The organism is Kaistia sp. MMO-174 (assembly GCF_037147815.1).
GTDB lineage: Bacteria > Pseudomonadota > Alphaproteobacteria > Rhizobiales > Kaistiaceae > Kaistia > Kaistia nematophila.
Map to the genome: position 1 here is coordinate 56,778 of NZ_JBBCUO010000008.1, position 19,440 is coordinate 76,217.

Below are 19,440 nucleotides of genomic sequence, written 5' to 3' on the forward strand. Positions count from 1 at the left end.
CGGCGGCCGTCAGATCCGCAAGGTGGAACGGATCTCGTAGCGGTCGCCCCGCATGATCGAGAGGGTGAATTCGAAGGGCCCGCGCGGATCGATGGCAAGGCGCTCGACGATGAAGGCCGGGCTGCCGACGGCGATTTCCAGCAGTTCGGCATCCTCGGGCCCGACAGAGCCGACGCGATAGATTTCCGTCGCCTCGGACGGCTTGATGCCGTAGCGGCGTTCGATCTGGCCATAGAGCGAACCGTCCGAAAGGTCCTCGTCGAGCAGGCCCGGCACGCGGTCGAGCCTAAGATGCGCGGTCTGCACGCCGATCGGCGAGCCGTTGCCGAGGCGCAGGCGGCGGACGAGCGCGACCGGCTCGCCCTCCTCGATCTCGAGCGCGGCCGCGACGCGGGCACTCGCCGGCACGATCTGCTGCTCCAGCATGCGCGAGCCGACGGTGAGCCCCAGCGCCGCCATTTCGTCGGAGAAGCTGGTGAGGCCGCGCGCGCCGGCGACCACGGTGGCGCTGCGCACGAAGGTGCCGCGGCCATGCTCGCGGCGCAGCAGGCCGAGCGATTCCAGGTTGCGCAGGGCATGGCGAACCGTGATGCGGCTGACGCCGAGCAGTTCGCACAGCCGGTCCTCGGCCGGGATCTGCGAGCCGGCCGGCCATTCGCCGGCCTCGATGCGGGCCCGGATGGCGCGCTCGGCCTGGTGCCAGAGCGGCTCCGGCCGGCGACGGTCAAGCGATGTCATCGCAGCTTCGGTCATCGGACCCTCCACCATTCCGGACCGAGGCCAGCGGCCACGGCGGCACCCACAAGGCCGGCTCGCGGGCCGAACTGGCCCGGCCGGATTTCGATTGACCGCAGATGCGGCGGCAGGTTGCGCGTCAGCGCGGCGCGCAGCGGCGGCCCCAGCACGTCGATCGCGTCGGAGACCCCGCCGGCGAGCAGCACCGCCTGCGGATCGAGCAGCGCGACGGCGCCGGCAAGCGTCGTTCCGAGCGCCGCGCCGACCTGATGAATGGCGAGGCTCGCCACCGGGTCGCCCGTCCGCGCCGCCGAGATCAGCGCCGCGCCATCGGCAAGGCCGGCGTCGCGGCCGAGCCTGTCGAGCGCCCGGCCCGCCGCCTGCCGCTCGAGCCAGCCGGAACGGTCCTCGCCGGGATCGGCGACGTCGGCCGAGGCCCAGCCGAACGAACAGGCGGCGCCGCGGCCGCCGCGCACGATGCGGCCGCCGGCGAGCACGGAGGACCCGATGCCGGTGCCGATCGCGAGCAGGATGGCGTCGTCGAGGCCGCTGGCGGCACCGAGCCGCGCCTCGGCCAAAAGCGCCATCTGCGCGTCATTGCCGGCGGCGACGGGCACACCCGCCTCACCGAACAGTTCGGCGAGATCAACGCCGTCGAGGAACGGCAGGTTGGGCACCCAGCGCGACACCGTGCCTTCGACGAGGCCGGGAATGGTGATGCCGATGCCGGCGAGGGGCGCGGAACCGGCGCGCGCGGCGACGAGGGCAAGGATCCTGTCGCGCAAGGCGCAGGCGCTTTCCGGCGCCGGCCAGCGCTCGACGGCGGCGAGCTCGGCCGGCGCGTCGACGATGGCGAAGCCGGCGCGCAGGCTGGTGCCGCCGAGATCGAGCGCGAGGACCTGCGGGGTCTCGGTCATTCGTGCCCTCCGCAGCCGCAGCCGGAAAGGCGGGCCCTGCTGGAGGAAGATCTGGCGTTGAACATGCCGCCGCCGGCATTGAAGGAATGCGACGTCGTGGAGAAGGCTTGCGCGTACATGGACCCGTTCAGGCAGCCGCGCATCCGGTAGAGCGCGGAATAGTAATCGACATAGGGAAACGAGGAGAGGCCGCGGGCCAGCTCGTATTCGGTGATCGCCTCGCGCCAGACCTCGAAGCCTTCGCTGACATCGACCAGTTCAGTCGGCGCGAAGCCCTCGTCGTCCTCCCAGTTCTCGCCGAACAGCAGCAGGCTGGGGCTGAAGGCGGGGTAGGCGCGCTCCAGCGTTGGCAGCGCGGCGTAGAGAACGGCGGTCTTCGTCGCATTGGCGGCGGCGCGGTGATCCTTGTGCCAGCTGCCGTGCCAGTGGGTGACAAGGGTGTCCGGCTTCAGCTCGCGGATGACGTCGGCGATCTTCAGCGCCACCTCGTCGGTGTCGGGCAGGAAGGCGTCGGGATAGCCGAGCTCGCGCCATTGGATGCCGAGCTTCGCGCAGAAACGGTCCGCCTCGGCGCGCTTCTGGCTGGCATAGGCCGCCGGCGACAGCGAGGTGTGGCCCTGCTCGCCCATGGTCAGGTGCAGGAAGGTGACGTCGAGGCCGCACTTGGCCGCCGTCGCCGCCAGCGGCCCGGCGATCACCTCGGCGTCGAAGGCGTGCGCCCCGACGACGAGCAGGCTCTTTCCGCCATAGATGCGTTCGTCGATCATTTCAGTCCTCCGGTGGCGCCGACGCCTTCGCGAATCTGGCGCGCCAGCAGGAGATACATGACAAGCACCGGCATCATCGAGATGGCCAGCGCCGCGAACACCATGCCCCAGTCGGTGCGAAACTGGCCGATGAACGTGGTGATGGCGAGCGGCACGGTCTTGTAGGCGTCGTCGAAGATGAAGATCAGCGGGAAGAAGAAGTCGTTCCAGACGGCGATGGCCGTGAAGATGGCGACGATCGCCACCGCCGGCTTGATCGTCGGCAGGATGATGCGGAACAGGATGCGCCACTCCTTGGCGCCGTCGAGGCGGGCCGCCTCCTCCAGCTCGCGCGGCAGCACGCGCATGAAATTCGCCAGGATGAAGACCGCGAAGGGAATGCGGATCGCCGAATAGACGAGGATCAGGCCGAGCCGGCTGTCGAGCAGGTCAAGCGTCTTCATCAGCGAGAACAATTCGACCGAGGCGAGGCGGATCGGCAGCATGACGCCGGCGAGGAAGAAGGCGAGCACCGGCGACGACCAGCCGAGCTGGTAGCGGGAGAGCGGGAACGCCGCCATCGCCGAGACGACCAGCGTCAGGATCACCGCGCCGCCGGTGACGGCGAAGGAGTTCCACATGTAGCGGGCGAACTGCGCCTGGGTCCACGCATTGGCGAAATTGTCGAGCGTCCAATTGGTCGGCAGGCCAAACTTGTCGCCATAGATCTCGGCCGTCGTCTTGAAGCAGGAGACGACGAGGATGTAGAGCGGCACGGCGACCACCAGCGCCCAGAGCGCCAGGACGATCCAGCCCGGCAATTGCCGGATACGCTGCGAGACGTCGAGATTGGTCATCAGAGCCTCACCGTCCGCCGTTCGAAGAAGCGCAGCAGCCCGATCGTCACCACGGTCAGGAGCAGGAAGAGCAGCGTGCCGAGCGCCAGCGCCAGGCCGATATCGGTGATGCCGACCGCCCCTTCCGCGCCGAAGGCGAGGCGGAAGAAGTAGGTCACCAGAGTGTCGGTGGCGAAGTTCGGGTTCCCCTGCACGCCCTGCATCACATAGACGAGGTCGAACTGGTTGAAGGTGTTGATGAAGGTCAGCGTCGTCAGCGAGGAAATGGACGGCACCAGCTGCGGCAGCGCGATCGACCACAGGATGCGGCCATTGCCGGCGCCGTCGAGCCGCGCCGCCTCGAACACTTCCGGCTGGATCTGGCGCAGGCCGGCGGTGAAGATCAGCACCGGCAGGCCCATCCAGTTCCAGGCGTCGACGGCGATCAGGATCCAGAGCGCCCAGCTGGAATCGCCGAGGATGGTGAGGCGCCCCTCGAGCAGGCCGAGATTGTGCAGCAGCGTCTCGACCGCGCCGTCCGGCGTCAGCAAGAGCCGCCAGAGCGCGCCGACGATGACGGGCGACAGCACCGCCGGGAAGAAGAACACCGATTGCAGGAAGGCGGTGCCGCGATTCCGGAGGAACAGCAGGTAGGCGAAGATCAGCCCCAGCCCGTTCTGCAGCACCATGATGCCGAAGAACCAGAACACATTGTGGGTGAAGGCGCCGGAAAGCTTGGTCCAGCTCGGCTCGACAAACAGGCGGGCGAAATTGTCCAGCCCGACGAAACCGCGCATGCGGAATCCGCGCCATTCGAACAGCGAGCCCCAGAGCGAGCTGGCCAGCGGATAAACGACGAACAGGCAGTAGATGACGAGCGCGGGCAGCACGAACAGGATCGCGGCGCGATGCTTCTGCCATTCGATGGGCGCACGCCGAAGGCGCTGTGCCGTCATTCTCGCCTCCCCCGGGCCGATGCTTGTTTCTGGCTCGCCTCTCCCTTTGCGGGAGGGCGGCAAGGAGGGGCGGCGGACGCCCCTCCCCTTGGTAATGGTGACGGCTACGACTTCGGCTTGAACCAGGTCGAAACGGCCGCATCGACGTCGGCGGCGAGCTTCTCCGGCGCGATCTTGCCTTCGATCATGTCGATGATCTCGGCCTGGATGACGGAGGAAGCCGTCGGCGTCTGCCAGCGGAAGCCGACCAGCGTCAGATACGGCGTGGCGTTGGCCTGCATTTCCAGCATCGACTTCAGCACGGGGTCGTTGGCCGTGGCGCCGGTGCGGGCCGGCGGCCAGCCGAGATTGTCGGCGAAGAGCTGGGCGAACTCGGGCGAGGCAATGAAGGCGAGGACCTTGGTCGCGTCTTCCTTGTTGCCGCTGTCGGAGACAAGGCCGTAGGAGCCGTCCGAGAAGGCGGACACCGCCGGCTGCGCCTCGGCCTTGTCGCCGGGGAACGGGAAGATCGAGAACTTCAGGTTCGGATTCTGGGCCTTGAAGCTGCCGTTCTCCCAGGCGCCGCCGAAGAACATCGCCGCCTTGCCGGAGATGAACTGCTGCGTCGCGGTGGTGTAGTCGACGCCGGCGAAGCCGTCCGAGTAATAGGGCTGCAGCGCCTTGATCTTCTCCAGCGCCTTGACGTAGCGCGGATCGGTGAACTTCGCCTTGCCGCTCATCATCTCGTCGTAGAAGCCGGCGCCGAAGACGGACGGGCCGACGACGCCGGCATTGATCTCGAGCGCCCAGCCGGAACCGTTGGCGCCGCCGGCCGCGATCGGCAGCACGCCGGCCGCCTTCAGCTTCTCGCAGGCGGCGACGAATTCGTCATAGGTCTTCGGCACGGCGATGCCGTTCTTCTCGAAGATCTCGGTGTTGTAGAAGACGCCCATCACCGGCGTCGAATAGGGCACGCCGTAGATCTTGCCGTCGGCGATGCCGACCGAGCCGCCGAGCGCCGCCGGCGTGAAGTCCTTCAGCGCCGGCACGCTCTCGTCGAGCGCGTCGAGATAGCCGCCGTCGACCAGCGGCTGCAATTCGCCATAGGCCTTGAGCTGGGCGATGTCCGGACCCTTGCCGCCGCGCAACGCCGTCGACAGCCGGTTCTGGTAGTCGGCGTCGGGCGTGAACTGCAGCTTGACGGTGATGTCAGGGTTCTTGGCGGTGAAGGCGGCGAAGATCTTCTCCATCGCCGCCTGGTCCTCGGTGCGCCAGCTCCAGAGCGTCACCTCGCCGGCCGAGGCCGAGAGCGCGGTGGCGGCCAGGGCGAGCACCCCGATGGTGGCGGATTTCAGATGTCTGCGAACGTTCAACATAACCGGTCTTCCCCTCTGCGACAGTGCTTATGTCGTTATAACGTCGTAATCACTTTATCTCGGGATTGGATGGAGGCAAGAGGGATTTTCGAGGCGGGACAGGAATCGGTTGCCCGCGCTGCGCCTTCGGGAAACCTGGACAAGAAAGGCCCTCACCCCAGCCCTCTCCCGCCTTGCGGGCGAGGGAGCTTGGCCGGTGGTGCCGGTGAGGCAGCGCCTTGCCATGAAGGACATCCTGTTCGGGTGCTGGATCGAAGCGGGCAGGATCGGCCCCTTTTCCGCGAGGCGGGAGAGGGTCGGGGTGAGGGTCTTCCTTCGATTCCTCATTGTCCGGTCATCCCCGAGGCGGTGATGGTGCGGACGAAGAAGCGCTGCAGGAACACGAACAGGACCAGCGGCGGCAGCACGGCGAGCGTCGCGCCGGCCATCACCAGACCGGTATTGACGGCCGAGCGGTTGTAGGAGAGCAGCCGCGAGAGGCTGATCACGATCGGATACTGGCTGGAATTGCCCTGCAGCACGGTGAGCGGCCAGAGATAGCTGTTCCAGTGATAGACGAAGGCGAACAGCGCCAGCGCGGCCAGCGCCGGGGCGACGGCCGGCGCCACGATGGTGAAGACAATGCGGAATTCCGACGCGCCGTCGAGCCGCGCCGCTTCGACCAGCTCGTCCGGCACGCCGGCGATGAACTGGCGCATCAGGAAGATGCCGAAGGCGTTGGCGAGGTTCGGCACGATGACGCCGGCGAGGCTGGCATTGAGGCCGATCGAACCGACCAGCCGGTAGAGCGGGATCAGCGTCACGATTGGCGGCAGAAACATCGTCGCGATGGTGATCGCGAACAGCGCCTCGCGGTAGCGGAAGCGGTATTTGGCGAAGGCGTAGCCGGCCATCAGCGAGGTGACGAGGATGCCGGCCGTGGTGATGCCGGCGATCAGCGCCGAGTTGGCGAAGGAGCGGCCGACGCTGATCAGTTCCGACACCTTGGCATAGGCATCGAGCGACGGCGTCGCCGGGATCCAGACCGGCGGCGTCTGCATCGCCTCGGCCGGCGTCTTCAGGCTGGATAGCACCATCCAGACCAGCGGGAAGGCCGAGACGACGGCGATCGCGATCATCAGCAGATAGAGGAAGCCCCGCCAGGCGGGCGATGCGGCGCCGGGCGCCGGCGTGGTAGCGGGAACGCTCATCGCCGATCCTCCCTGCGGGCAAAGGCAAAGACGGCGGTCACCGTGACGACCAGCGCCAGCAGCAGCGTCACCGACATGGCCGAGCCGAGGCCGCCCTGGGCCCGCTCAATGCCGACGCGGCGGATGTGATAGGTCATGACGTTGGTGGAGCCGACCGGGCCGCCCTGCGTCACCAGCGCCACCGGCTCGAACACCTGCACGGCATTGATCAGCGCGATGACGGCGGAGAACAGCAGCGTCCGCTTCAAGAGCGGCAGCGTGATGAAGCCGAACAGCGCCGGGCCGCGCGCGCCGTCCATCTTTGCCGCCTCGTAGATCGACTGCGGGATCTGGGTCAGGCCGGCGATGATCAGGATGGTGAAATAGCCGACCTGCTGCCAGACGTTCAGCAGCACGACGGAGACCAGCGCCGTATCGGGCGAGGAAAGCCAGGGCAACGGGCCGATGCCGACCCAGCCGAGGATCTGGTTGATCGGCCCTTCCGACGGTGAATAGAGCTTCGAGAACACCAGCGCCACGGCGATCATCGGCACCATGTAGGTGGCGAACAGGATCGTGCGCAGCACGTTGGCGCCCTTGAGCTCGGCCTGGTGGATCAGCATGCCGAACAGCACGGAAAGCGGCAGGATCAGCGCGATCGACATCCCCGAATAGAGCGCCGTGTTGACGAGCGCGCCCTTGAAGTCGCGGCCGACGGAACCTGCGCCGAATATTTCGCGAAAGTTGTCGAGGCCGATGAAGGTCGCAGTCGAGAACGGCGTCTGCGACGACCATTTGGTGAAGGCGAGCCAGACGGTCAGCGCGATCGGCACCAGGATGAAGACCGCGATCAGCCCGAGGCTCGGCGCGAGCATCGCCACGATCGATTTTCGGAAGCCGCTCATCGGTATGCGTGTTCTCTGTTCATGGCAGTTCGGGATCGGCGGGGCGTGACTCGACCGGCTCCCTCTCCCGGTCACGGAAGAGGGTTGCGGTGAGGGTCTTCGGAACGCTTGGAGGCGCTAGATTCGAGGGCCGAAAACAAGGCCCTCACCCCAGCCCTCTCCCGTTTGCGCGGGCGAGGGGGTCGGGACGGAGGCTCCCCTCGACCGTCATCCCCGCAAAGGCGGGGATGACGGAAGAGGATGATCGCGACCTTACTGCGACGCCTTATCGAGGATGGCGACGGCGTCGGCCTGGGCGGCGGCAGCCGCTTCGGCGGCCGTCTCCTTGCCGAACTGCACCGCCTCGATGTGGCCCTGCAGCGATTCCGTGAATTCCTGGCCGCCAAGCACGGTCGGGAACGGCCGGGCTTCCGAGAGAACGTCGACATAGCCGGCAAGGAACGGCGTCTTCAGGCGCTCGGCGAAGGCCGCGACGTCGGAGGTGCGCGACGGCAGGATGCCCATGGACTGCAGCAGGTCGCCCATGGCGGAGGCGCCGTTCTCGCCCGAGGTCGGGCCGTTGAACCAGGCGAGGAAGTCCCATGCCGCCTTCTTCTCGGCGTCCGAGGCGCCGTCGGAGACGACGGTCATCCAGGAGTAGGAGATCGAGTGCGGTCCGTCGCCCTTCGGGCCGACCGGGATCGGCGCGGTGGCGATGTCGGCGAACCGGTCGCCCATGCCGGCCTTGAGCGCGGATTCCCACCAGTTCGCCATGATGATCATGCCGGTCTTGCCGGACACGAAATTGTCGAGGAACGGGCCGGTGGTGTTGGCGTCGGCGGTGCCCATGGTGGCGACCGAGGCGCCCGACTTGATCAGCTTCTCATAGAGATCGAAGGTCGCCTTGGCGTTGTCGCTGTCGAGCTGCGGCTTGCCGTCGACCACCAGCGCGCCGCCATTCGAGGCGAGCAGCGAGGCGAAGGGATGGACGACGCCGGCCGCCCACGAATTGATCATGCCGAAGCCCTGCTGGCCCTTGTCCTTGTTGGTGAGCTTCTCGGCCGCGGCGTAGAACTCGTCCCAGGTCTTCGGCGCCTCCTTGATGCCGGCTTCCTCGAACAGCTTCTTGTTGTAGTTGAGCGCGTAGACGTCGATCTCGTTGGGATAGCCGTAGACCGTGCCGCCGACGCTGGCGGCGGTGGCGACGCCCTTCGGCCAGTTGGTGGTGACGTCGGTGCTGTTCGCTTCCGGCGCGGCGTTGACGAGCTTGTCGCGCGCCAGTTCCGGCAGCCAGAGGTCGTAGATGCCGGTGATCGTCGGGCCGCCGGCCTGGCCGGCCTGCGAGCGCAGCGTCGTCAGCAGGTCGCCGAACGGCACGGCGCGAACCTCGACCTTCACGCCCGGATGATCCTTGGCATAGGTCGCGGCGGCCGCCTCCAGCTTGGCGACCGTCTCCGGCGGCCAGTGCGTCAGGAACGACACGGTCACGTCTTCTGCCCAGGCAACGCTGGAGAAAGCCGCCATGGCGGTACCCAGGAACAAGCCCATCAATGGTCTGATCGTCACGGAACCCCTCCGTTTCAGTGCCGACGGTCCGACGGTGTCTCGGCCGCCTCTTCATTATGACGTAAGGACGTTATAATGACTTTGGCCAATCGGCAAGACGCCTTTTCGGCTTCGCCGCCTCGCCGGCCGATTCGTCACCGGCAATCGCGGCCGGCATCAGAATGCGCGAAGGAGATCGAATTGGCGACAATCATCGCCCGCGCGCGAAGTTGTTCGAATTTCGCCGCGCCTGGCGCCAAAATCGCCCCCGCGCCGGCGCGGCCATTTCCGTTATAGCGGAGGATTTTTCGAGATTTCCGCCGTCGCCGTTCGCCCGGGCGACCGCCCCTCCGTTCGCTCGGAGGAAACGTCGGCCGGCCTCCGATCGCGCATTGTCAGGCCCAGGGGCCGCGTCTAGATGCCGAGACATGGACGGCAGCGGCCGTCGAGCGACCCGGAGATGGAAAGATGAGCAGTGCCATGCAGATGATGCCGATGCCCGCCATGATGCCGATGCCGATGCAGAACATGATGCCCGGCATGGGCATGATGAACGGCATGATGCCCATGATGGGCAATATGATGCCGATGGGCGGCATGATGCCCATGCCGATGATGATGGCGAAGATGACCTGCACCATGACCGACAAGGGCATGACCTGCGAGATGATGCCGATGGAAGGCATGTCCAAGGACATGTTCATGGATTGCTGCAATCGCATGATGAGCATGATGGGCATGGGCATGCCCATGATGATGAGCATGGCCGGCATGCCGATGATGATGTGCATGATGGAGATGAAGGCCTGAGGCCTGCTTCCGTCGCACGCCGTCTCAGGGTCGCCCGCCGGGCGGCCCTTTTTTTTTCGTCACGGGATGCGTCGAGAAAGCCTGTCTCAGCCCGAGATCGTCTCGACATAGGTCATGACGAGATAGATCACCGCCTCGGAAGCGCGGAGGTTGCGGTAGCTGTGCGGCACGTCGGCCTCGAAGGCGATGGCGTCGCCCTCGCCCAGAACCTGCGGCGCGTCGCGGCCGGCGATGATCTCGATCGTGCCCTGGGCGACGACCAGGTTTTCCAGCGTCCCCGGCGCGTGCGGGTCGGCGTCCTCGCGATGGTTGGGGCCGAGCCGCAGCTCGTAGAACTCGACCTTGCGCTCGCCGCTGAACGGAAACAGCGCCCGCGACGAGAAGCGACCGTCGCTCGAGGTGAGGATCTTGGCCTTGTCGCGCAGCATCACCGTCGTGCCGCGCGCCTCCTGTCCGTTCATCAGCGTCGCGAACGGCACGCCGAGCGCGGTCGCCACCTTCCAGAGCAGGTTGATGGTCGGGGCGCTCTTGCCGGTCTCGATCTGCGAGAGCATGGCGCGGCTGACGCCGGAAAGCTTGGCGAGCCGCTCCAGCGAATGGCCGCGCCGGGTGCGCAGGCGGCGCAGGTTGCGGCCGACCAGGGCCGCGAGCTCGCCGGATGTGTCGGCGGCGACCTCGTCCGGCGCGTCTTCGATCAGGGCTGGCGTCGCATGCACCATGGCCGCGCCCCGGTTCAGCCGATCGCGACCGGCTGGGCTACAGGCACCGGAACCATGACCCAGACCGGCATCCAGGCGACCGGCATCGACACCATCGGCATCGCCATCTGCGGTGCCGCCGGCTGCGGGCTGCGCGCCTTGCGATACGATGCGAGGTCGATGATCTGGGCCGTCTGCTGCTGCACGTCCATGGCCTCCAATGCCGGCTGAATGCGTCCGTTATATCAGAAGTCCGGCCGCTATTTCGACGCAAGCGACCGTGATCTCGCGCAAAAAAGTCATGATTTCCGCCATTCCGCGCTCGGGCGAGGCGCGAATTCGGACCTCGCGGAAGAAGGCAAAATCCTTTTCCACGTTTCGGCGACAGCAAGGGCGATGGCGCGGCGACGCCCGGCCGGCTGGCATTTCGCTATGCTTGCCGCCACCTACATAGGGTGGCAGAGCGAGAAACCCGCCTGGAGCTTCGACATGAGCAAGCAACCGCCCGCAACGTCGCAAATCCCGGGAAACGGAGCGCCCCTGCCCCGCCCGGTCCGCTCCAGCCTCGAGCTGATCGGCCGCACGCCGGTCGTCGAGCTGACGACCTTCGACACCGGCCCGTGCCGGCTGTTCGTCAAGCTGGAGAGCCAGAATCCCGGCGGCTCGATCAAGGACCGCATCGCCCTGTCGATGATCGCCGCCGCCGAGGCGGACGGCCGGCTGAAGCCGGGCGGCACCATCGTCGAGGCGACCGCCGGCAATACCGGCCTCGGCCTCGCCCAGGTGGCGCTGCCGAAGGGCTATCACCTGATCCTCGTCGTGCCCGACAAGATGTCGCGCGAGAAGGTGCAGCATCTGCGCGCCATCGGCGCCGACGTGCGCACCACGCGCTCCGACGTCGGCAAGGGCCATCCCGAGTACTATCAGGACATGGGCGCCCGCATCGCCGAGGAGACCGGCGGCTTCTTCGTCAACCAGTTCGCCAACCCGGCCAATCCGCGCGCGCATGAGACGACGACGGGACCGGAGATCTTCGAGCAGTTGGACGGCGACATCGACGCCATCGTCGTCGGCGTCGGCTCCGGCGGCACGCTTTCCGGCATCGGCCGCTATTTCCGGCGCGTCTCGCCAAAGACGAAGATGGTGCTGGCCGATCCGAAGGGCTCGATCCTGGCGCCGCTGGTCAATACCGGCGAGACGATCGAGCCCGGAAGCTGGGCCGTCGAGGGTATCGGCGAGGACTTCGTGCCGCCCAACGCCGACCTGTCGCTGGTGTCGCGCGCCTACACCATCACCGACCGCGAGAGCATCGCGGCGGCGCGCGCCCTGCTGGCGCAGGAGGGCATCCTGGCCGGCTCCTCCTCGGGCACGCTGCTGGCGGCGGCGCTGCGCTATTGCCGCGAGCAGACGGAGCCGCAGCGCGTCGTCACCCTCGTCTGCGACAGCGGCAACAAATACCTGTCCAAGGTGTTCAACGACGTCTGGGTCGCCGAGCAGGGCCTGATCGAGAAGATCCGCCACGGAAACTTACGCGATCTCGTCGCCCGCAGCTTCGCCGAAGGCGGCACGGTGACGGTGGCGCCAGACGACACGCTCTCCACCGCCTACGCCCGGATGCGCTCGGCCGATGTCTCGCAATTGCCGGTGATCGAACATGGCGCGCTGATCGGCCTCATCGACGAAAGCGACGTGCTGGGCGGCCTGCGGCCGCAGGCGCGCGCCGGCCGCAGCGCTTTCGGCGCCTCGGTGCGCGACGCCATGGTGACGGAGCTCAACACGCTGCAGGCGGACGAGCCGGTCGAGGCGCTGCTGCCGGTGTTCGAGCGCAACGAGGTCGCCATCGTCATGGATGGCGACGAGTTCGTCGGGCTCATCACCCGGATCGATCTGATCAATCACGAAAGGTTGGCATTTTGAACAAGCCCCTGAAGCCGAACCGCCTTGCCTTCGAGACCCGCGCCATCCATGGCGGCCAGAGCCACGATCCGCTGACGGGCGCGGTCATGGTGCCGATCTACGCCACTTCGACCTTCGCGCAGGAAAGCCCGGGCGTGCACAAGGGCTTCGAATATGGCCGCTCGCAAAACCCGACCCGCTTCGCCTTCGAGCGCGCCGTCGCTGACCTGGAGAGCGGCACGGCCGGCTTCGCCTTCGCCTCCGGCCTCGCGGCGATCTCGACGACGCTGGAGCTCCTCTCCGTTGGCGACCACATCGTCGCGACCGACGATCTTTATGGCGGCACCTTCCGGCTGCTCGACAAGGTGCGCAAGCGCAGCGCCGGGCTCGACGTCTCCTTCGCCGACTTCACCGATCTTGATGCCGTCGAGGCGGCGATCCGGCCGGAGACGAAGCTGCTCTGGATCGAGACGCCGACCAATCCGCTGCTGCGCATCGTCGACCTCGAGGCGATCGCCGCGCTGGCGAAGCGGCGCGGCCTGATCACGGTTGCCGACAACACCTTTGCCAGCCCCTACATCCAGCGTCCGCTCGAATTCGGCATCGACGTCGTCGTGCATTCGACGACCAAATATCTGAACGGCCATTCCGACATGATCGGCGGCACGGTCGTCGTCGGCCCGAACGAGGAAATCGTCAATCAGGTGCGCTTCCTGCAGAACGCCGTCGGCGCCATCTCCGGTCCGTTCGACAGCTTCCTGGCGCTGCGCGGGCTGAAGACGCTGGCGCTTCGGATGCAGCGGCATTCGGAGAACGGCCTCGCCATCGCCCGCTGGCTGGAGGCACGCCCCGACGTGAAACGGGTCATCTATCCGGGCCTCGAGAGCCATCCGCAGCACGCGATCGCCAGGCGGCAGATGCATGCCTTCGGCGGCATGATCAGCGTCGAGTTCGACCGCGACCTCGCCGGCACCCGGCGCTTCCTGGAACGGGTGCGCCTGTTCACCCTCGCCGAGAGCCTCGGCGGCGTCGAGAGCCTGATCGAACACCCCGCCACCATGACCCATGCCTCGATCCCGCTGGCGCAGCGCGAGGCGATCGGCATCTCGGACGGGCTGGTGCGCCTCTCGGCCGGCATCGAGGCAGCCGACGACCTGATCGCCGACATCGCGCAGGCGCTGCTCTAGGTGGAGGCGCGAACACTGCGCCACGGGCTGGTTCCGACCGGCCTGTGACGCCGATCACTGCGGGGATCATGACGCTACGGTAAGCTTGGTGTAGAAGATAAACCTTCGGCATCAGGATGATCATGTCCAGCTCGACGAAATCCTCGGACTTCGAGCCCCTTTCGGTCTCTGACGGCGCCGCGACGGAGCTTTTCGCTTCCTCGACCGCCGAGTCCGTTCCAGCCCGGCGCCGCAAGGCGGCAGCCGAGGCCGAGGCAGTCACCGTCGTGACCTTGGCGCTGAGCAACCGCGTCCTCGAATACTTCCAGGGCGAAGGCGACGACTGGCAGGCCCGCGTCAACGAGGCCCTCAACCTCATCGTCAACCGCCATGTCGCCCGCGAGGCGAAGAAGCGCGCCCGCCTGCGCGCCCGCACCTCGGCCCGCCGCCGCCCGGCCGCGGCGGGCTGATCGGTTCACGTGAAACAATGACGGCAAAGAAGCGGCCGCATCGCTTTGACCGACGCCAGCCGGGCGCGGGCGGCTAGTTGCCGCCGCCGTAATAGAGCAGCCGCGTCAGAAGCGTGTAGTTCGCCTCCGACGCCATGATGGCGACGAAGACCAGAACCAGCAGCGGCGGCAGCAGGATGGCGTAGATCAGCGTCAGCCGCTCCCAGGCCATGTGCATGAAGATGGCGACGATCAGCCCTGCCTTCAGCAGCATGAACAGCACGATCAGCGTCCAGCGCAGCCAGCCATGCAGGCCGACATAATCGACCAGGTAGGAACAGGCGCTGAGCACGAACAGCCAGGCCCAGACGGCGAGATAGAGCTTGACCGGATGGTGCTGCACGTCGGCGGGCGGCGGCTCCCCGGCGGGCTTGCCGGCATCGGCATGAACGATCGCTTCGACCATGCGAACCTCCTACCAGAGGTAAAAGAAGGCGAAGATGAAGACCCAGACGAGATCGACGAAGTGCCAGTACAGGCCCATGATCTCGATCGTCTCGTAGCGGCCCTTGCGGCTGGTGAAGAAGCCGCGCCGGCCGGTGTCGAAATCGCCGCGCAGCACCTTGCGCGCCAGGATGATCAGGAAGATCACGCCGACAGTGACATGGGTGCCGTGGAAGCCGGTGATCATGAAGAAGGTCGAGCCGAACTGCGGCGCGCCCCAAGGATTGCTCCAGGGCCGGACGCCCTCGCGGATCAGCTTGGTCCACTCGAATGCCTGCATGCCGACGAAGCAGGCGCCGAACAGCGCCGTCACCAGCATCAGTGTCCCGGCCTTTCGCCGCTCGCGCAGATAGCCATAATGCACCGCCAGCGCCATGGTGCCCGAGCTGGAAATCAGCACGAAGGTCATGATCGCGATCAGGATCAGCGGCACCTCGGTGCCGCTGATCTGAAGCGCGAACACTTCGCTGGGGTTCGGCCATGGCACGGTCGTCGACATCCGCACCGTCATGTAGGCGACGAGGAAGCAGCCGAAGACGAAGGTGTCGGAGAGCAGGAACACCCACATCATCGCCTTGCCCCACGACACGCCCTTGAAGGCGTTGCGGTCCGAGGCCCAGTCAGCGAGGAAGCTCGGCCAGCCGGAAGCGGCGCGACGGCCGCCGGCGGCAGTTGAAGGTGCGAGATCGGCGGGATGATCGGTCATGTGCGCCTCCTCACGTCAGGAGCTGGCGGCAGATGGCGACGAAGTCGCCGAGCCAGTTCGCCAGCAGTCCGAGCAGCACCAGCCAGATCAGCAGCAGCGCGTGCCAGTAGGTGGCGCAGAGCTCGACGCCGAGCCGCAGTTGCGCGACGCCGGCGCCGCGCTGCATGCGCCAGGTGACGCGGCCGAGCGCCGCCAGCCCGCCGAGGACATGCAGCCCGTGCAGGGCGGTGATCAGGTAAAAGAAGGCATTCGCCGGATTGGTCGCGAGATAGTAGCCCTCGATCTCGAGCTGCCGCCAGGCGATCAACTGGCCGATGACGAAAAGCGCCGCGGTGGCGCCTGCCGCCAGCACGCCGGCCCGCACCCCGTCCGCATCGTCGCGCCCGGCGGCGAGCCGCGCCGTTTCAAGAGAGAGGCTGCTCAGCGCCAGCACCCCGGTATTGATCCAGAGGATGCCGGGCATCCGCACCGCTTCCCAGTCGCCGAGGCTGGCTCGCATCAGATAGGCGCTGATGGTGAGCGCGAAGAGCGAGCCGATCACGGCGAGGAAGACGGCAAGGCCGACCTTGGCCACGCGAGCGCCCGACGGATCGGCGGCGGGAAAGCGGCCGACGACGCCGGTCTCCAGCCAGGGCTTCGCAAGGATGCCCTGACGCCAGAGCCAGGCGAAGGCGATCAGGATGATGACGGCGAGAAAGGCAAGGATCAGGCTCATCGCGCGCCCTCCGCGACGGCATGGCCCGGCATGTCCGGATCCAGTCCCGGCTGGTTCTGCGGCACGAAATCCTCCGCCGCCCCCGGCACGGAATAGTCGTAGGCCCAGCGATAGACGACCGGCAGCTCGGCGCCCCAGTTGCCATGTGCCGGCGGCGTCTCCGGGGTCTGCCATTCGAGCGTGGTCGCCCGCCACGGATTGCCGCCGGCCTCGCGGCCGTGCCTGACGCTCCAGGCGAGATTGAACAGGAACAGCACCTGCGTCGCACCGACGATGAGGGCCGCGACCGTGATCCAGACGTTCAGCACCGCCGCCGAATGGGGCACGAAAGCGGTGTCGCCCATCTCGTAATAGCGCCGGGGCACGCCAAGCAGGCCGAGATAGTGCATCGGGAAGAAGATGGCGTAGGCGCCGAGGAAGGTGATCCAGAAATGGATCTTGCCGAGCGTCGGGTTCAGCATCCGCCCGGTGATCTTCGGATACCAGTGATAGAGGGCGCCGAAGATCACGAGAATCGGCGCGACCCCCATCACCATGTGGAAATGCGCCACCACGAACATCGTATCGGAGAGCGGCACGTCGACGACGACATTACCGAGGAACAGCCCGGTCAGCCCGCCATTGACGAAGGTGACGATGAAGCCGAGCGCGAACAGCATCGGCACGGTGAAATGGATGTCGCCGCGCCAGAGCGTCAGCACCCAGTTGTAGACCTTGAGCGCGGTCGGCACCGCGATGATCAGCGTCGTCGTGGCGAAGAAGAAGCCGAAGCCCGGATTCATGCCGCTGACATACATGTGGTGCGCCCACACCACGAAGGAGAGCGCGCCGATGATGACGATCGCCCAGACCATCATCCGGTAGCCGAAGATGTTCTTGCGGGCGTGCGTGCTGATGAGGTCGGAGACGATGCCGAAGGCCGGCAGCGCGACGATATAGACCTCGGGATGGCCGAAGAACCAGAACAGGTGCTGGAACAGGATCGGGCTGCCGCCGGCATAAGGCGCCTGCTCGCCGGTTACGACGATCGCCGGCATGAAGAAGCTGGTGCCGAACAGCCGGTCGAACAGCATCATCACCGCGCCGACGAAAAGCGCGGGGAAGGCGAGCAGCGCCATCACCGTGGCGGTGAAGATGCCCCAGATCGTCAGCGGCATCCGCATCAGCGTCATGCCGCGCGTGCGCCCCTGCAGCACGGTGACGACATAGTTGAGCCCGCCCATGGTGAAGCCGATGATGAACAGCATCAGCGAGGCCAGCATCACGATGATGCCCCATTGCTGGCCGGGCGTGTTGGCGAGGATCGCCTGCGGCGGATAGAGCGTCCAGCCGGCGCCGGTCGGGCCGCCCGGCACGAAGAAGCCGGCGGCGAGCAGCAGCACCGCGACCAGGTAAATCCAGTAGGAAAGCATGTTGAGATAGGGGAACATCATGTCCCGCGCCCCGAGCATCAGCGGGATCAGGTAGTTGCCGAAGCCGCCGAGGAAGAGCGCGGTCAGCAGGTACACCACCATGATCATGCCGTGCATGGTGATGAACTGGTAATAGTGGTCGGCATCGAGGAAGGGCAGCAGGCCGGGAAAGGCGAGTTGCAGCCGCATCAGCCAGGACAGCACCAGCGCCACCAGCCCGATCGCCATTGCCGTCAGTCCATATTGAACCGCGATGACCTTGGCGTCCTGCGAGAAGACGTATTTCGTCACCCAGCTCTTCGGGTGGTAGAGATCGAGTTCGCCGCCTTCATGCGGCGCCTCGGCGTCGTGCCCGCCCGCTACCGGTTCGCCATACGTGACATCGACCATGAGCCGTCACCCCGCTGCGTTGCGGGGGCGTGGCGTCGAGCCCTCCCCCGTCCCTCTCCTGCCGTCGCCGTCGCAACGATCGATCGTCATCGCAGCGCTCCCGTCTGGAGCGCGCTCGTCTTGGCGGGTTGCATCTGCTCGAAGGTCTGCTGCTGGGCGAGCCAGGCCTGGTAGTCGGCCTCGGGCTCGACCACGACGAGCCCGCGCATATAGGGATGGCCGACGCCACAGAGCTCGGCGCACAGCACCTCGAAGCTGCCGGTGCGCGTCGGCGTCAGCCAGTAATAGGTGACCGAGCCGGGGATCATGTCCATCTTGGCGCGGAACTCCGGCACGAAGAAATCATGCACCACGTCGAGCGAACGCAGCAGCAACGCCACCGGCTTGCCGACCGGCAGATGCAGTTCGCCACCCTGCACGATGACGTCGTCGCGGCCGCGCGGATCGTCGGGATCGATGCCGAGCGGGTTGGTATCGCTGACGTCGCGCGTGTCGGCGGCGCCGAGCTTGCCGTCCTTGCCGGGCAGCCGATACGCCCATTGCCATTGCTGGCCGACCACCTCGACCGCGCTGGCGTCGGCCGGAACGCGGATGAAGCGCGCCCAGACGACCAGCCCGGGCGCCAGCATGGCGGCGACGCCGATGGCCGTGCCGATCGCGAGCCAGCTCTCCAGCCGCTTGTTCTCCGGCTCATAGGCGGCGCGCCGGCCGGGGCGGTGGCGGAAGCGCAGCACACAATAGGCCAGGAAGAGGACGACGGCGGCGAAGACGGCGCCCGTGATCCAGAAGGTGATGTTGACGGTATCGTCGATATAGCCCCAGTTCGAGGCGATCGGCGTGAACCACCACGGGCTCAGGAAATGGAAGAGCACCGAGCCGACGACCACCAGAGCCAGCACTATCGCGATCAGCATCCTCTTGCTCCCTGCCGGACGGCGTCGGAACAGAATGCGTGCACGAACCCGAAGACGCGGCCGGCGTCTCCCGGTCATTCCTTGCGGCGACGAACGCTTCACGCCCGCCGCCTCTCTCCGATCCGGACCGTCCGCTGCAGCGACCCTGCGGCCGGCTACTGCTTCTTGCCGTCGGGCCCGAACTGCTTCAGGTAGGCGATGACGTTGTCAATGTCCGTCTGATCCTTGAGCCCCGGGAAGCTCATCTTGGTGCCGGGGATCTTGGCCTTCGGATTCTGGATGTATTCGCGGAAGATGGCCTCGTCCCAGACGATGCCGGAGTTCTTGTTGGCGGCCGAATAGCTGTATCCGGGCACCGAGCCGGTCTTGCGGCCGAACAGGCCGTTCAGCTCCGGCCCGACGGCGTTCTTGGCCGTCTCGCCGATCTGGTGACAGGCGCGGCACTTCAGGAACACCTTTTCGCCCTGTGCCGGATCGCCGGCGGCGCGCGCAACCGTCGGCAAGACGGCGAACATGAGCAAAGGAATCAGCAGCGTTGCGTAGCCCCGCTGAATCATCGAAGCCTCCCGACAACCGGACATCGCAGCCAAATCGGCTCGTTCTGCGCCGATTCCGCGACGAAACCGTCGCGGACGGC

21 protein-coding genes are annotated in these 19,440 nt (G+C 66.7%); 3 read left to right on the forward strand and 18 right to left on the reverse strand.

Translation table 11 applies throughout. From position 1 onward, the window contains the following. Positions 1–9: 9 nt before the first annotated feature. From WFK98_RS25925 to WFK98_RS25980, 12 genes are all read right to left on the reverse strand, one after another. Positions 10–753, reverse strand: a complete 744-nt coding sequence (locus WFK98_RS25925) for a GntR family transcriptional regulator (RefSeq protein WP_266340501.1) — start codon at positions 751–753, stop codon at positions 10–12. Beyond that, on the reverse strand, positions 750–1,652 hold the full coding sequence (locus WFK98_RS25930; RefSeq protein ID WP_336802326.1) for an ROK family protein: 903 nt from the start codon (positions 1,650–1,652) through the stop codon (positions 750–752). The genes WFK98_RS25925 and WFK98_RS25930 overlap by 4 nt, the downstream gene beginning before the upstream one ends. Next, positions 1,649–2,419, reverse strand: coding sequence for a PIG-L deacetylase family protein (locus tag WFK98_RS25935; protein WP_336802327.1), 771 nt, complete (start codon positions 2,417–2,419; stop codon positions 1,649–1,651). Before WFK98_RS25935 ends, WFK98_RS25930 begins: the two co-directional genes overlap by 4 nt. Continuing rightward, positions 2,416–3,255, reverse strand: a complete 840-nt coding sequence (locus WFK98_RS25940; protein ID WP_336802328.1) for a carbohydrate ABC transporter permease — start codon at positions 3,253–3,255, stop codon at positions 2,416–2,418. The genes WFK98_RS25935 and WFK98_RS25940 overlap by 4 nt, the downstream gene beginning before the upstream one ends. Then, the gene (locus tag WFK98_RS25945; protein ID WP_266340497.1) at positions 3,255–4,190 is read right to left on the reverse strand and encodes a carbohydrate ABC transporter permease; all 936 of its coding nucleotides are present in this window, start codon (positions 4,188–4,190) and stop codon (positions 3,255–3,257) included. Before WFK98_RS25945 ends, WFK98_RS25940 begins: the two co-directional genes overlap by 1 nt. A 104-nt stretch (positions 4,191–4,294) precedes the next feature. Next, on the reverse strand, positions 4,295–5,545 hold the full coding sequence (locus tag WFK98_RS25950) for an extracellular solute-binding protein (protein WP_266340496.1): 1,251 nt from the start codon (positions 5,543–5,545) through the stop codon (positions 4,295–4,297). Positions 5,546–5,868: 323 nt separating this feature from the next. Further along, a complete protein-coding gene (locus WFK98_RS25955) occupies positions 5,869–6,735 on the reverse strand; it encodes a carbohydrate ABC transporter permease (RefSeq protein ID WP_420909659.1) in 867 nt (288 codons plus the stop codon). Continuing rightward, complete coding sequence (locus WFK98_RS25960) at positions 6,732–7,619, reverse strand: carbohydrate ABC transporter permease (protein WP_336802329.1); 888 nt, start codon at positions 7,617–7,619, stop codon at positions 6,732–6,734. Before WFK98_RS25960 ends, WFK98_RS25955 begins: the two co-directional genes overlap by 4 nt. Positions 7,620–7,871: 252 nt before the next feature. After that, the gene (locus tag WFK98_RS25965) at positions 7,872–9,164 is read right to left on the reverse strand and encodes an ABC transporter substrate-binding protein (RefSeq protein WP_336802330.1); all 1,293 of its coding nucleotides are present in this window, start codon (positions 9,162–9,164) and stop codon (positions 7,872–7,874) included. A 374-nt stretch (positions 9,165–9,538) separates the two neighbouring features. After that, entirely contained in the window at positions 9,539–9,934 is a 396-nt protein-coding gene (locus WFK98_RS25970) for a hypothetical protein (protein ID WP_266340494.1), read from the reverse strand. 105 nt (positions 9,935–10,039) lie between these two features. Beyond that, a complete protein-coding gene (locus WFK98_RS25975; protein ID WP_442907481.1) occupies positions 10,040–10,672 on the reverse strand; it encodes a helix-turn-helix domain-containing protein in 633 nt (210 codons plus the stop codon). Positions 10,673–10,686: 14 nt separating this feature from the next. Next, positions 10,687–10,857 (reverse strand): hypothetical protein, encoded by a 171-nt coding sequence (locus tag WFK98_RS25980; protein WP_336802331.1) that lies wholly within the window; start codon positions 10,855–10,857, stop codon positions 10,687–10,689. A 283-nt stretch (positions 10,858–11,140) separates the two neighbouring features. Here WFK98_RS25980 and WFK98_RS25985 point away from each other — a divergent pair, with 283 nt between their 5' ends. The 3 genes from WFK98_RS25985 to WFK98_RS25995 all read left to right on the forward strand — a co-directional run bounded on the left by WFK98_RS25985 (position 11,141) and on the right by WFK98_RS25995 (position 14,183). Further along, complete coding sequence (locus WFK98_RS25985; protein ID WP_336802332.1) at positions 11,141–12,568, forward strand: cystathionine beta-synthase; 1,428 nt, start codon at positions 11,141–11,143, stop codon at positions 12,566–12,568. Beyond that, a complete protein-coding gene (locus WFK98_RS25990) occupies positions 12,565–13,734 on the forward strand; it encodes a cystathionine gamma-synthase (protein ID WP_336802333.1) in 1,170 nt (389 codons plus the stop codon). The genes WFK98_RS25985 and WFK98_RS25990 overlap by 4 nt, the downstream gene beginning before the upstream one ends. Positions 13,735–13,856: 122 nt before the next feature. Beyond that, a complete protein-coding gene (locus WFK98_RS25995; RefSeq protein WP_336802334.1) occupies positions 13,857–14,183 on the forward strand; it encodes a BrnA antitoxin family protein in 327 nt (108 codons plus the stop codon). Positions 14,184–14,256: 73 nt separating this feature from the next. Here WFK98_RS25995 and WFK98_RS26000 read toward each other — a convergent pair whose 3' ends face one another. The 6 genes from WFK98_RS26000 to WFK98_RS26025 all read right to left on the reverse strand — a co-directional run bounded on the left by WFK98_RS26000 (position 14,257) and on the right by WFK98_RS26025 (position 19,318). Next, complete coding sequence (locus tag WFK98_RS26000) at positions 14,257–14,628, reverse strand: cytochrome C oxidase subunit IV family protein (RefSeq protein ID WP_336802335.1); 372 nt, start codon at positions 14,626–14,628, stop codon at positions 14,257–14,259. 9 nt (positions 14,629–14,637) lie between these two features. Further along, on the reverse strand, positions 14,638–15,372 hold the full coding sequence (locus tag WFK98_RS26005) for a heme-copper oxidase subunit III family protein (RefSeq protein ID WP_336802336.1): 735 nt from the start codon (positions 15,370–15,372) through the stop codon (positions 14,638–14,640). A 10-nt stretch (positions 15,373–15,382) separates the two neighbouring features. Next, complete coding sequence (locus WFK98_RS26010) at positions 15,383–16,087, reverse strand: cytochrome c oxidase subunit 3 (protein ID WP_336802337.1); 705 nt, start codon at positions 16,085–16,087, stop codon at positions 15,383–15,385. Then, positions 16,084–17,889 (reverse strand): cytochrome c oxidase subunit I, encoded by a 1,806-nt coding sequence (locus WFK98_RS26015; protein ID WP_336802338.1) that lies wholly within the window; start codon positions 17,887–17,889, stop codon positions 16,084–16,086. The genes WFK98_RS26010 and WFK98_RS26015 overlap by 4 nt, the downstream gene beginning before the upstream one ends. A gap of 86 nt (positions 17,890–17,975) precedes the next feature. Beyond that, positions 17,976–18,803, reverse strand: a complete 828-nt coding sequence (locus WFK98_RS26020; protein ID WP_266340485.1) for a cytochrome c oxidase subunit II — start codon at positions 18,801–18,803, stop codon at positions 17,976–17,978. Between the two features lie 155 nt (positions 18,804–18,958). Continuing rightward, the gene (locus WFK98_RS26025; RefSeq protein ID WP_266340558.1) at positions 18,959–19,318 is read right to left on the reverse strand and encodes a c-type cytochrome; all 360 of its coding nucleotides are present in this window, start codon (positions 19,316–19,318) and stop codon (positions 18,959–18,961) included. Between the last annotated feature and the right edge of the window lie 122 nt (positions 19,319–19,440).

Excerpts from the sequence above, each read along its gene's own strand:
- WFK98_RS25925 (WP_266340501.1), bottom strand. The coding sequence starts at position 753 with ATGACCGAAGCTGCGATGACATCGCTTGACCGTCGCCGGCCGGAGCCG.
- WFK98_RS25930 (WP_336802326.1), bottom strand. The coding sequence starts at position 1,652 with ATGACCGAGACCCCGCAGGTCCTCGCGCTCGATCTCGGCGGCACCAGC.
- WFK98_RS25935 (WP_336802327.1), bottom strand. The coding sequence starts at position 2,419 with ATGATCGACGAACGCATCTATGGCGGAAAGAGCCTGCTCGTCGTCGGG.
- WFK98_RS25940 (WP_336802328.1), bottom strand. The coding sequence starts at position 3,255 with ATGACCAATCTCGACGTCTCGCAGCGTATCCGGCAATTGCCGGGCTGG.
- WFK98_RS25945 (WP_266340497.1), bottom strand. The coding sequence starts at position 4,190 with ATGACGGCACAGCGCCTTCGGCGTGCGCCCATCGAATGGCAGAAGCAT.
- WFK98_RS25950 (WP_266340496.1), bottom strand. The coding sequence starts at position 5,545 with ATGTTGAACGTTCGCAGACATCTGAAATCCGCCACCATCGGGGTGCTC.
- WFK98_RS25955 (WP_420909659.1), bottom strand. The coding sequence starts at position 6,735 with ATGAGCGTTCCCGCTACCACGCCGGCGCCCGGCGCCGCATCGCCCGCC.
- WFK98_RS25960 (WP_336802329.1), bottom strand. The coding sequence starts at position 7,619 with ATGAGCGGCTTCCGAAAATCGATCGTGGCGATGCTCGCGCCGAGCCTC.
- WFK98_RS25970 (WP_266340494.1), bottom strand. The coding sequence starts at position 9,934 with ATGCACATCATCATCGGCATGCCGGCCATGCTCATCATCATGGGCATG.
- WFK98_RS25975 (WP_442907481.1), bottom strand. The coding sequence starts at position 10,672 with ATGGTGCATGCGACGCCAGCCCTGATCGAAGACGCGCCGGACGAGGTC.
- WFK98_RS25985 (WP_336802332.1), top strand. The coding sequence starts at position 11,141 with ATGAGCAAGCAACCGCCCGCAACGTCGCAAATCCCGGGAAACGGAGCG.
- WFK98_RS25995 (WP_336802334.1), top strand. The coding sequence starts at position 13,857 with ATGTCCAGCTCGACGAAATCCTCGGACTTCGAGCCCCTTTCGGTCTCT.
- WFK98_RS26000 (WP_336802335.1), bottom strand. The coding sequence starts at position 14,628 with ATGGTCGAAGCGATCGTTCATGCCGATGCCGGCAAGCCCGCCGGGGAG.
- WFK98_RS26005 (WP_336802336.1), bottom strand. The coding sequence starts at position 15,372 with ATGACCGATCATCCCGCCGATCTCGCACCTTCAACTGCCGCCGGCGGC.
- WFK98_RS26010 (WP_336802337.1), bottom strand. The coding sequence starts at position 16,087 with ATGAGCCTGATCCTTGCCTTTCTCGCCGTCATCATCCTGATCGCCTTC.
- WFK98_RS26015 (WP_336802338.1), bottom strand. The coding sequence starts at position 17,889 with ATGGTCGATGTCACGTATGGCGAACCGGTAGCGGGCGGGCACGACGCC.
- WFK98_RS26020 (WP_266340485.1), bottom strand. The coding sequence starts at position 18,803 with ATGCTGATCGCGATAGTGCTGGCTCTGGTGGTCGTCGGCTCGGTGCTC.
- WFK98_RS26025 (WP_266340558.1), bottom strand. The coding sequence starts at position 19,318 with ATGTTCGCCGTCTTGCCGACGGTTGCGCGCGCCGCCGGCGATCCGGCA.